Consider the following 12135-nt stretch of genomic DNA (forward strand, 5'->3'; position numbering starts at 1 on the left):
TATCCTACCGCCCTTGTCCGGCTTGTCCGAAGCCAGGGGAGCGCGCACGGTGTGACGTGCGCGGCTTGCTGTTTAGGAGTTGAAGGCTTCCTCAAAGGTAGGCCAGGACTTCACCAAGTCCTCGCGCCAGCCCGGCCAGGAGTGCGTACCCACATTGCGGAAGTTGTAGTTTGCGGGGATGTTCTGCTGATCCAGCTTTGCCTTGAGCATGTGGGTGCAGTGGTTCACGGCCGCCTCGATGACGCCGCCTTCTACCTGCAGCTGCGCTGAGCCCAGATAAGCAGCCGCCGGGTTGTATCCCTTGTTGATGTAATAAGACGGCGTATCCTGCTCACCCGCGAAGCCCGATGCCGAGGAGATGTACAGCTTGGTGCCACGCAGCTTCTCGGAGTTCATCAGGGCGTCGTTGTAGCGGTTGTAGGCAGAGCCCATCGGGCCCCACATCTGCTCCGGCTGGCCGCCACCGCGGTTGACGGTGAGGCGCAGGAACTCATACTCGGTGGGGTAGGCGGTTGCGGCACAGCCGGCGAAGGAACCGACCGCGTCATAGAAGCCCTGATTGTGCTGGGCAAGCAGCAGCGAGGACGTCGCAGACATGGACATGCCGGCGATGGCGCGCTTATTGCTTGCGTTCAGACGCTCCTCCAGTGGGCCAGGAAGCTCCTTGGTCAGGAAGGTCTCCCACTTCTGCGGGCCCTTGAGGTACTTGCCGTTGGGCTCTTCCAGCCAGTCGGTGTAGTAGGAGAAGGCGCCTGCCTGCGGAACCACAACGTTGACGTCTTTGTCCGCGTAGAAATCCACGACATCGGACATGTACAGCCAGTCGGAATCTTGCTCGGCGGAACCAGCGCCGTTGAGCAGGTAGACCGTCGGGCGGTCCGGGTTCTTGGCCGGGATGACAGCCAGCGGAATGGCGCGGCCGTTCATCGCCGGCGACGTAGCTTCCAGCTTGAGAACGCGGGCATCATCCTTGTAGTGGTCATACCACTTCTGGCTCTCCACCTCCGGGGTGACCTGCAGGTCCGAGATGGTGGATAGGGCAGTGTCACCCGCAACCTGCTGCGGGGTGATGGTGGCAGCACCTGCAACGGGGCTGACCAGCGCGGCTGCGCTGAGCGCGCCGGCGGCGAGGAGAGAGCTAAGACGCTTCATTACGTTCCTTATTCAACAATTGGTACGGCGATTGAGCTTACTGCTCGGTCACCGCAGGATCTTCTGGCAGGGAATCAGCGAGGCCTTCGGTGTCTGCTTCCGCCTCCGCCTTTTTCGCATCCTGACTATCGGCATCGGCGGCCTTTTCGTTAGCGTCCGAATCCGCATCTGCTGAATACGCAGTCGCTACAGGCTCAGCTGGATCGACGGGAAGGCCAAAGGCGCGTGCGTAGGTAGGCCAGGAGGAGTTGACGTCATCCAACCAGCCCGGCCAGGAGTGGGTACCGGTGTTGCGCAGGTTAAAGACCGCGTCGACGCCCTCGCGCTCCATCTTTGCCTTCAGGTCATGTGTGCAGGCGTTCATGGCTGCTTCGATGACGCCGCCCTCAACCACGAGGGTGGAGGAGGACTTGAAGGCCTGGGACGAGCCCAAGGCATCAATCTTGGACGAGCCCAAGTCAGTTGCCCCAGCCAAACCGGAGTTGGCGGAAACGTAGACCTTGGAGTTGCCCATGTTGTTCTTCGTGGCGTTGATGAGGCCATCGTTGTAGCGGTTGTAGTCACCGCCCATTGGTCCCCACATCTGCTCGGTGCTTCCGCCACCGCGGTTCACCGTGAGTTGCGAGTAGAAGTTCGGCAGCGGCGTCGAGGTAGCAGCGCAACCGGAGTAGGAGCCGATGGCATCGTAGAAGTTCGGGTTGTGCTGGGCCAGCACCAGCGAGGAGGTTGCGGACATGGACATGCCGGCGATGCCGCGCTTGCCGTTGCCGTTAATGTGCTTCTCCAGCGGGCCAGGAAGCTCCTTGGTTAGGAAGGTCTCCCACTTCTGCGGGCCCTTGAGGTAGCTGCGGTCCGGGGTGGTCAGCCAGTCGGTGTAGTAGGAGAAAGCACCCGCCTGCGGGATGACAACGTTGACGTTGCGGTTGGCGTAATAGTGAACGAGGTCCTGAGTCTTCTCCGTCTTCGGATCAAGATCCTTGGCCACGGTGGAGACAATCCAGTCCATGCCCTGCTCAGCACCGCCAGCACCGTTGAGCAAGTAGAGGGTAGGGCGGGAAGCATCAAAGGTGCCGTCCGGGGTGATCACTGCGAGGGGGACGTCGCGGTTATCCATTGCAGGAGCGGTGGCCTTGATGGTCTTGACCTTGTGGCGGTAATCCCAGTACTTGAAGACGTAGCCCATCCATTTTTTGTTGTCCGGGATTTTCTTGATGTCGACGTTCTTAAAGGTGACCTGCTTGTCGAAGGAAGCCTCATATTTCTCGCGGGACGGCGATGGGTTGCCGGCCCCATCCTTGGGCAGGTACTCCTCGAGTTCGGTGTAAAGGTCGAGCTCGGAAATATCGGACGGTGAAGCCTCACCGCTGATTTGTTCCGGTTTAACGTCGGATGCGCTGGCGATAGGGGAAACGACGGCGCCGAGGGCTAAGGCGGAGGCCGCCGCAAGCGTCGTGAGAGAGCGCGCAATCTTCATGGAATCTCGCTTTCTAAGTGATGAGCGGAAGTGTAGGGGCAAGTTTAAAAGATGCTCCGGACAAACCACCCTTGACATGGGCAAAAGCGCTGATAGATGGGTAATCCAGCACCCCCGAAGATAAGGGTAGTCAGGTTAAACATACCAAGTTATAAAAGTGAATGGTGGTATTGAAGTGAAAACCGTGTCATAATCTTTCCGCGCCTATTCGTGGGCTATGTAACGCAACGGCCGTCTCCTTCGTTAGTGGGGCTAGGTACCGTGACCGCTTTTGGTGGCGACCGTCCTGCATCGCCGTGGCCTCGCTAGAGGACGCTGCATGAAGCCGCACGCGCCGCTTGAACAAGAACAGAAAGAAGTAGAATGAACTTTTTTGACACCATCCTCGTTTCCATCAACCAGGTGCTGGGCCAGATCGCTCACTCTGGCTCCTCCACCTCCTCGAAGGCTGCCTTGGACTGGGGCCTGTTCTAAATAATTTGTTGAGGGCTGTGCCCTCGTTTTCTTTCCCTTAATCCCCTTCTTGGGGGTTAAGGGTTTGTTTTTACCCGAAGGTGTTTAAAGCATCCTGACTGCTATGGGCTGTCCAGCGGGTGCAGGGCGGGGGTGGTGGGACAGCGAGCCTAAAGTTACGTATCCTGTAGAACGTGACTAATGAACATTTTGACGTTGTAGTACTCGGCGCGGGCCCCGGCGGCTACGTGTCCGCCATCCGCGCTGCCCAGCTGGGCAAGAAGGTTGCCGTAATTGAGAAGCAGTACTGGGGCGGTGTCTGCCTCAACGTGGGCTGCATCCCCTCCAAGGCTCTTCTTAAGAACGCTGAGGTTGCACACACCTTCAACCATGAGGCAAAGGCCTTTGGTATCTCCGGCGATGTTTCCTTCGACTTCGGCGTTGCGCACAAGCGCTCCCGCAAGGTGTCGGAGGGCATCGTCAAGGGCGTGCACTACCTGATGAAGAAGAACAAGATTACGGAGATCAATGGCTTGGGCTCCTTCAAGGACGCCAAGACCATCGAGATTACTGAGGGCGATGACAAGGGTAAGACCATCACCTTTGATAACTGCATTATCGCCACCGGCTCCGTCGTTCGTTCCCTTCCGGGCGTGGAAATCGGCGGCAACATCGTGTCCTTCGAGGAGCAGATCCTCAACGATGAGGCTCCGGATTCCATGGTGATCGTTGGCGCAGGCGCCATCGGCATGGAGTTTGCTTACGTTCTGGCCAACTACGGCGTGGACGTGACCATCGTGGAGTTCATGGACCGCGTCCTGCCGAACGAGGATAAGGATGTCTCCAAGGCCATCGCCAAGGAATACAAGAAGCTCGGCGTGAAGCTCCTGACCGGCTACAAGACCACCGCCATCAAGGACAACGGCGACAATGTCACCGTTGAGGTCGAGTCCAAGGACGGCTCCAAGACCGATACGCTGACCGTGGACCGCTGCATGGTCTCCATTGGCTTCGCCCCGCGCACCGAGGGCTTCGGCCTGGAGAACACCGGCGTTGAGCTCACCGAGCGCGGCGCCATCGCCATCGATGACTACATGCGCACCAACGTTGAGGGCATCTACGCCATTGGCGACGTCACCGCTAAGCTGCAGCTCGCACACGTGGCTGAGGCGCAGGGCGTCGTGGCCGCTGAGGTCATCGCCGGCGCTGAGACCCAGCTGCTTGGTGACTACATGAACATGCCGCGTGCCACCTTCTGCAACCCGCAGGTTGCCTCCTTCGGCTACACCGAGGAGCAGGCTCGTGAGAAGTTCGCTGACCGCGACATTAAGGTCGCTACCTTCCCGTTCTCCGCTAACGGCAAGGCGGCCGGCCTCAATGAGACCGCGGGCTTCGTCAAGCTTATTGCTGACGGCGAATTCGGTGAGCTCATCGGCGGCCACATGGTGGGCTCCAACGTTTCCGAGCTGCTGCCGGAGCTGACCCTGGCGCAGCGCTTCGACCTCACCGCTGAGGAAATCGGACGCAACATTCATACTCACCCGACGCTGTCTGAGGCTATGAAGGAAGCTGCCGAGGGTATCGGCGGCCACATGATTAACCTCTAAGGCTAAGGCGAGAAGCCAAAACAAGAACACTCCCCCTCAATCCCAGCGAAGGGATTGAGGGGGAGTGTTGGTTTTAGTGCCGTGGCGCTACTGCCTTTAGCTGAAGAGCTTGGAGGACAGAACGAACGGTGCGTTGACGATGGATACAAGAAGGCCCTGAATCTGGCCCAGGAAGTTTCCAGCGAAGCTGCTCATGATGGTAATCCTTTCGATAGGGGATATCGTTCAATTTCCACCATAAGCAAGCAAACCCTGGAAAATCCATGAATTTTTCTAGCCAAAACCATGACAATGCTTTTTATTGGCAATATATAAAGGGTGGTATAGGGGTAAACGTAGGGGCCAGAGCGGAAAACTGCCTGGTTATTGCTCCCGATTAATACGGTGCGACGGCGGAACGGTGGGCGTCGACCACCAGCTCTTCATTAATGGCCGGGAAGGCGCGTTGAGCGCAATTCTGGCGAGGGCAAGTGCGGCAGCCGGCGCCGATGGGGGTTGCGGCAGACAGGGCGTCGAGGTTGAGACCTTGGGCATAGACCGTGCGGCTGGCGTGGCGCGCTTCGCAGCCTAGGCCGATGGAGAAGAGCTTATTGGTATCGCCGAAGCGGCCCTGGGGGTAGCTCACCGTCCGTGAAATCCAGAGGTAGTTGCGGCCATCCGGCATCTGCGCCAGCTGGCGCGAGATGGTGTTGGGGCGGGTGAAGGACTCATACACGTTCCATAGCGGGCACGTACCACCGGAATTGGAAAAGTGCACGCCCGTGGCCGATTGGCGCTTGGACATGTTGCCGGCGCGATCAACCCTCACGAAAGTAAAGGGGATTCCGCGCTTGTTGGGGCGCTGCAGCGTGGAGAGGCGCGAGGCAATTGTCTCGTAGCCCACGCCAAAGACGTTGCAGAGGTACTCCACGTCATACCCGGATTGCTCGGCCTCACTGTGGATGAGGCTGTAGGGGAGCAGTGTGGCGGCGGCGTAGTAGTTGGCAATTCCACGCTTGGCCAGGTTGATGGAGGCGTCCGAGGTGAAGGGTTCTTCGTCCACGAGGGCGTCGATTAGCGCGCCCGCCTCGAGGAAACCCAACTCTGCCGCCATACGGAAGGCGCGCTGGCCCACGCTCAGGCGGCTGGCAAGGCGAAGGGTGCCATTCTCCTTGTCGAAGCGATGCAGGGTGCCATCCATGCGATCGGTGGTGAGAATCTCTACGCCGTGTTTGGAAGTGAGCCGCTCATTAAGCGCCTGTTCAATGTCGCGAATATGGAAAGGGATGACGTTGATCTCTGCAGCAGTTTCTTCTGCGTGGATATCCAACTCGTCGAGATAGTTCTGCCGGGCATAAAAGAAGTCCCGCACTTCGTCGTGAGGCATGGACAGTGCCTGGTTCCCGTCCGAGCGGCGGGTATCGGTGGCGAGCGAGAGCTTGTCACGAATATTGCGGTAGCGGCGGTGGATATCCACGAGCGTGCGGGCAACGGTGGGGTGGTTATAGACCAATTCGGACAATTCCTGAAGCTCCACGGGGGAGGGACAGATTTCCTGGTCTTGGACGACATCCTGGATTTCCGCAAGCAGACGTGAATCATCATCACGGGAAAAGAACGTGGCATCCACCCCAAAGGCTTCAGTAATTTTCAGCAAGACCGGGACGGTAAGAGGGCGCACGTCGTGTTCAATCTGATTGACGTAGCTAGCTGAAAGCCCCAGCGTAGCGGCGAGAGTAGCTTGGCTGAGATCACGTTCGCGGCGCAGCTGGCGCAGGCGCGAACCCACGTATGTCTTGCTCATGTGAGCTAGGTTACCTAGTGCCTTCCGGTCATAACAATTGTTTTGCAAGGAATGTGTGAAGTATTTTAACTCCGCTGCGAAGTGGGGGTGCTGGCGGGGTGCCGAGCGGGCGATAGGGGTGTATACCAAGCGAAAGTTTGACACCTAAAGGGGTAGGGTCGTCACTCAGGCCACACCCTGTGACAAAAGTCTCATCCGTGAAATGTTTTCGCAAGCTCAATATTGCGTAAAAGGAAGTGATCAAGGTAGAGCGGTCAAAGAGGTGTGGCGCCTAAGGTGATCCTTGCCTTAACTCGTTTAAATACGGGGACCATAGGAGGGGGAGGGGGTATGCAAAGCAAAGATATAACTAGTGGTCAGCGCAAAGGTCTGCGTAAGGTAAGGGCGACAATGGAGGTGTCATGTCTGTAAAAAATCCTGACCGTGAAGCCCTCGCTCACGGCCGTATTACTAATGAAACGATTCGTCCTAAGCCAGGAATTCCGTCCTGGGCTTTGAAACTGACGATGGCAATTACCGGTCTGTTCTTCGCGCTCTTCGTTGTGGGACACATGGCCGGCAACCTGAAGCTTTACTTGCCGGCTCACGACGGCCAGGAAGCACTCGATGCCTACGGCGCTTACCTGCGTAATCTTGGTGAGCCACTGATCCCGAGCGGTCACGCACTGTGGATCATTCGCATCGTCCTGCTGGCCTGCGTGATCGCTCACATTTACGGCGCTTTTGCTTTGACCGCTCGCTCGAAGGCATCCCGCGGCAAGTTCAAGCGCACGAACCTGATGGGCGGCATGGATTCCTTTGCCACCAAGAGCATGCTGGTTACCGGCGTCGTGCTTCTCCTGTTCATCATCTTCCACCTTCTGGACCTGACGATTGGTGTCCAGCCGGTTGCAGCAGAAGCTTTTGCTCACGGTGCCGTTAAGGCCAACATGATCGCAACCTTCTCGCGCTGGCCGGTGACCATCGTCTACATCGTCGCCATGCTGTGCCTCTTCCTGCACCTGACCCACGGTATCCGCCTTGCGGCTTCTGACCTGGGCATCACCGGTGCAAAGTGGCGCGAGGTTTTTGTTGTCCTGGCGTACATCGTCCCGGCCGTCGTGTGCCTGGCAAACATTGTTATGCCGTTGTCCGTCGCCCTGGGCTGGGTCAGCTAAAGGAGTTTTGAACCCATGACTAACGCGAACACTGAACTCAAGCGCGAGCACCCTGACTTCTCGCACCCGCAGTCCATCGTCCCGGGCGTTAAGCCGGGCCGCATCCTGGAGTCCCACGAGCCGCACGGTGTCCCGATGAAGGACATGTGGAGCTACCAGAAGGACCACATGGAGCTCGTCTCCCCGCTGAACCGCCGCAAGTTCGAGATCATCGTTGTCGGTACCGGCCTGTCCGCTGGTTCCGCCGCCGCTGCCCTCGGCGAGCTGGGCTACAAGGTCAAGGTCTTCACCTACCACGATTCACCGCGCCGTGCGCACTCCATTGCTGCGCAGGGTGGTGTGAACTCCTCCCGCCACAAGAAGGTGGATAACGACTCCGCTTACCGCCACACCAAGGACACCGTTAAGGGTGGTGACTACCGCTGCCGCGAGTCCGACTGCTGGCGCTTGGCCTATGAGTCCATCCGCGTCATCGACCACATGAACGCCATCGGCGCTCCGTTCGCTCGCGAGTACGGCGGCACCTTGGCTACCCGTTCCTTCGGTGGTGTGCAGGTCTCCCGTACCTACTACACCCGTGGCCAAACAGGCCAGCAGCTGCAGCTGTCCACCACGTCTGCGCTCTACCGCCAGATTGGTCTGGGCAACGTGGAGCTCTTCGCTCACCACGACCTGCAGGACATCATCACCTACACCGACGGTGGCAAGAAGCGCGCCGGCGGCATCGTGACCCGCAACCTCATCACCGGCGAGCTCAAGGCCTTCACTGGCCACGCAGTCATCCTCGGTACCGGCGGTTACGGCAACGTCTACCACATGTCCACGCTGGCCAAGAACTCGAACGCCGGCGCCATGATGCGTGCGTACGAGAACGGTGCTTACCTGGCTTCCCCGGCATTCATCCAGTTCCACCCGACTGGCCTGCCGGTCAACTCCGAGTGGCAGTCCAAGACCATCCTCATGTCCGAGTCGCTGCGTAACGACGGCCGCATCTGGTCTCCGATCAAGGAGAAGGATGACCGTCCTGCCAACGAGATTCCGGAAGAGGAGCGCGATTACTTCCTGGAGCGCCGCTACCCGGCCTTCGGTAACCTCGTCCCGCGTGACGTGGCTTCCCGCGCCATCTCCCAGCAGATCAACAAGGGTCTGGGCGTTGGTCCGCTGCACAACTCCGTGTACCTGGACTTCCGCGATGCCATCGAGCGTCTGGGTAAGGACAAGATCCGCGAGCGTTACTCCAACCTCATCGAAATGTACGAAGAGGCAATCGGCGAGTCCGCTTATGAGACCCCGATGCGTATTGCTCCGACCTGCCACTTCACCATGGGTGGCCTGTGGACGGACTTCAATGAGATGACCACCATCGACGGCCTCTTCGCCGCCGGTGAGTGCTCCTGGACCTACCACGGTGCGAACCGCCTGGGTGCTAACTCCCTGCTGTCCGCTTCCGTCGACGGCTGGTTCACCCTGCCGTTCACCATCCCGAACTACCTGGCCCACCACCTGGGTGAGGCCAAGCTGGCTGAGGACTCGGCAGAGGCCAACGAGACTGTTGCTCGCGCACAGGCTCGCATCGACCGCCTCATGTCCATCCAGGGTCAGGATCCGCACGGCCCGGCGTACTACCACCGCCAGCTGGGTGACATCCTCTACTGGGGTTGCGGCGTGTCCCGTAACGTCGAGGACCTCAAGGTTGCCATCGAGAAGGTTCGCGCACTGCGCAAGGAATTCTGGGCTAACGTCCGCATTACTGGCGACGCCAACGACATGAACCAGGTTCTCGAGTACGGTCTGCGCGTTGCTGACTACATCGACCTGGGCGAGCTCATGTGCATCGACGCTCTCGACCGCGATGAGTCCTGTGGTGCTCACTTCCGTGATGACCACCTCTCCGAGGATGGCGAGGCCGAGCGTGATGACGAGAACTGGTGCTTCGTTTCCGCATGGGAGCCGGGCGCTGCTGAGGGCGAGTTCATCCGCCACGCCGAGCCGCTGTACTTTGATTCGATCCCGCTGATGACAAGGAACTACAAGTAATGAAACTGACACTTGAGATCTGGCGTCAAGCCGGACCGACGCAAGAAGGCAAGTTTGAAACCGTGCAGGTTGACGACGCCGCCGAGCAGATGTCCATCTTGGAGTTGCTCGACCACGTCAACGACGGCCTCATCGAGGCCGGCAAGGAGCCATTCGCATTCGCTTCCGACTGCCGTGAGGGCATCTGTGGTACCTGTGGCCTTCTGGTCAACGGCCGCCCGCACGGCCCGGGCCAGAACACCCCGGCCTGCCAGCAGCGCCTGTTCCAGTTCAAGGACGGCGACACCATCAAGCTGGAGCCGTTCCGCTCCGCTGCCTACCCGGTAATCAAGGACATGATCGTGGACCGCTCCAAGCTGGACCACGTCATGGAGCAGGGCGGCTACGTATCCATGGATGCGGGTACCGCTCCGGATGCTGACACCCTGCACATCAACCACGAGACCTCCGAGTACGCGCTGGATCACGCTGCCTGCATCGGCTGCGGTGCCTGCGTGGCATCCTGCCCGAACGGTGCTGCCCACCTGTTCACCGGCGCAAAGCTGGTTCACCTCTCCCTCATGCCGCTGGGCAAGGAAGAGCGTGGCCGCCGCGCACGCAACATGGTGGACGATCTGGAGCAGAACTTCGGCCACTGCTCGCTCTACGGCGAGTGTGCTGATGTGTGCCCGGCTGGTGTGCCGCTGACCGCGGTTTCCGCGGTTACCCGCGAACGTGCACGTGCTGCTTTCCGCGGCAAGGACGACTAAGCTATAGTCATTCACAGGATTAACAGGAACGAGAGAAAGTTTCAGCCATGAGCGACCTCAACCCGGCAGTAGCTGATCACCACAGCGAGACCTACCCGGAGTTCTCCGGCAAGATCCAGGACTCCTACATCGAGGGCTACGAGCCCGTATCCTACGGTGCACCGCACTCTTCGTTGCTGCGTACCTCCACCTGGGTGGGCATGGGCCTGATTCTCTCGCTCCTGCCGGCAGCCGGCATCCTCATTTGGGGCCTCGGTACGTGGCTCTACCCGGATGGCACCGCTGGTGCTGACTACCAAATCAACATCATCGTCGGCGCTATCGCGCTCGTCGTTGTTGCCATCCTGGCAGTCGGCTCCGTCCACTTCGGCCGCCGCTACTACCGCCAGTACCGCAAGGAAACCGGCCGCATCAACTAGGCACCTCCTAGGACGTTGAACGCCTAAGTTTCTGTACTGACACCACCACAACCCCCACCTCCAAACAAACACAACACATGGGAGACCATGTGATGAGGTGGGGGTTGTTGGCGTTTGGGGAAGTGGAGGTGGAGAGGGCAGGGGCGCGCAGCGAGCTACACGGCGGCAGGGAGGCCAGCGCTTGGCGACGCCTCCTTGGTGCAGTCTTGCGCGGAGTATTCATTCAACCTGGGACTCAATTGCATTTACTAAGCGCCCCTTCTTACTTGCTGGTGAGAGGCCTTGTTGGCGCTGGCCGCTTGGCTTGGGTGGCTGATTTATAGGGAATTCGGGGCGACGGACGCAATCCAACCTTGTAAGGTTTCTTTCAAGGCAGTTCTCTACTCTCTCTTGGAGGTTCTTATGCGTTTTCGTTCCGTCGCCGCCGCTGTACTAGCTCTAGGTTGCTCCTTGACTCTGACCTCCTGCGCTAGCTCCGACTTGGATGGCAAGTACGAGTACATCGGCAATGAAGGCCCAGCGCAGATTGAGATTGATGGCGATGAATTCTCAATCACTACTGACGGAACTGTGTTTAGCGGATCCGTTGACCAAGATGAGAAGGTCTTCACTCTGGAGCACATGGGTGAGCCAGGCGACGAAAAGAGCTTGGACGACGAAATGGAGTCCGATGGCCTGAAGGGTGAAGAAGAATCCTTCTCCACGAAGGATGACCAGATCATCTACCAAGGTCGTTCCTTCGTAAAAGTAGATGACTAGATTCAAGGATTGTAATCCTTGAGAAACCATCCACCGCACCTTCAGCATCGAACGTAACTGATGCTTGGGGTAATGCCATTTGCGGTCGGACTGGTGTTGAGCTGAAAGCAGTGGCATTGGCACGCTTCCGCGTTACTTGAAGTTCAAATCCAAAAGGCGTGGAAGCTGTGTTTTGCAAGACGTTGTTGGGCATGTCCTAACAGAGTGGATTCGGTGTGAGCGGTTTCATGGTCTTTTCTGTGAGGCCCGCTGTTGTTGCCCTTGTAATAGAAGTTTGCTCGCTGCAAGCGGCCTATGTAAGCGCACCCCTGAGTAGGCGTTCGACGCACACTTCGAACTCGTGCGGGGACAACTCGGCGTGCGGGCGGCTTTGGAGTATGTAGCGCGATGTTAGGGCGCCGAGTAATACCGTCGACATGCCGATGACTGCTTCGTGGGAACTAGCGGACAGGGTGCGTGGTGATTGTGAGCGGAGCACCTGTAGGAGTTTTTCTGCCTCGTGGAACCTGATTTAGGCCAATTTAGTGCGGAAGTTCGCGGCCGGT

The 12135-nt window shown here is 58.7% G+C and carries 9 protein-coding genes; 6 read left to right on the top strand and 3 right to left on the bottom strand.

Features of this window, described 5'->3' with window-relative positions; all coding sequences use genetic code 11:
* Positions 1–72 precede the first annotated feature (72 nt).
* Together HMPREF2698_RS00940 and HMPREF2698_RS00945 are read right to left on the bottom strand one after the other, a co-directional pair.
* A complete protein-coding gene (locus HMPREF2698_RS00940; RefSeq protein ID WP_070561521.1) occupies positions 73–1152 on the bottom strand; it encodes an alpha/beta hydrolase in 1080 nt (359 codons plus the stop codon).
* 37 nt (positions 1153–1189) lie between these two features.
* Positions 1190–2626: an alpha/beta hydrolase gene (locus HMPREF2698_RS00945; RefSeq protein WP_070561523.1), complete on the bottom strand. Its 1437-nt coding sequence runs from the start codon at positions 2624–2626 to the stop codon at positions 1190–1192.
* Between the two features lie 647 nt (positions 2627–3273).
* Here HMPREF2698_RS00945 and lpdA point away from each other — a divergent pair.
* Positions 3274–4686 carry a dihydrolipoyl dehydrogenase gene (gene lpdA / locus HMPREF2698_RS00950; RefSeq protein ID WP_070561525.1) on the top strand — a complete coding sequence of 471 codons (1413 nt, stop codon included), beginning with the start codon at positions 3274–3276 and terminating at the stop codon, positions 4684–4686.
* 376 nt (positions 4687–5062) lie between these two features.
* Here lpdA and ramB read toward each other — a convergent pair whose 3' ends face one another.
* On the bottom strand, positions 5063–6469 hold the full coding sequence (gene ramB, locus HMPREF2698_RS00955; protein ID WP_070561527.1) for an acetate metabolism transcriptional regulator RamB: 1407 nt from the start codon (positions 6467–6469) through the stop codon (positions 5063–5065).
* A gap of 401 nt (positions 6470–6870) precedes the next feature.
* On the opposite strand from ramB, the gene HMPREF2698_RS00960 reads away from it, so the two are divergent.
* From HMPREF2698_RS00960 to HMPREF2698_RS00980, 5 genes are all read left to right on the top strand, one after another.
* Positions 6871–7626: a succinate dehydrogenase cytochrome b subunit gene (locus HMPREF2698_RS00960; protein WP_070521222.1), complete on the top strand. Its 756-nt coding sequence runs from the start codon at positions 6871–6873 to the stop codon at positions 7624–7626.
* Between the two features lie 15 nt (positions 7627–7641).
* Entirely contained in the window at positions 7642–9663 is a 2022-nt protein-coding gene (locus tag HMPREF2698_RS00965) for a fumarate reductase/succinate dehydrogenase flavoprotein subunit (protein WP_070521219.1), read from the top strand.
* A complete protein-coding gene (locus HMPREF2698_RS00970; protein WP_070534020.1) occupies positions 9663–10412 on the top strand; it encodes a succinate dehydrogenase/fumarate reductase iron-sulfur subunit in 750 nt (249 codons plus the stop codon). The genes HMPREF2698_RS00965 and HMPREF2698_RS00970 overlap by 1 nt, the downstream gene beginning before the upstream one ends.
* A 47-nt stretch (positions 10413–10459) precedes the next feature.
* Complete coding sequence (locus HMPREF2698_RS00975) at positions 10460–10831, top strand: hypothetical protein (protein WP_070534017.1); 372 nt, start codon at positions 10460–10462, stop codon at positions 10829–10831.
* Between the two features lie 402 nt (positions 10832–11233).
* Positions 11234–11590: a hypothetical protein gene (locus tag HMPREF2698_RS00980; RefSeq protein WP_070561529.1), complete on the top strand. Its 357-nt coding sequence runs from the start codon at positions 11234–11236 to the stop codon at positions 11588–11590.
* The last annotated feature ends 545 nt before the right edge of the window (positions 11591–12135 follow it).

The sequence above is a fragment of the Corynebacterium sp. HMSC072A02 genome (assembly GCF_001810085.1).
Lineage (GTDB): Bacteria > Actinomycetota > Actinomycetes > Mycobacteriales > Mycobacteriaceae > Corynebacterium > Corynebacterium hesseae.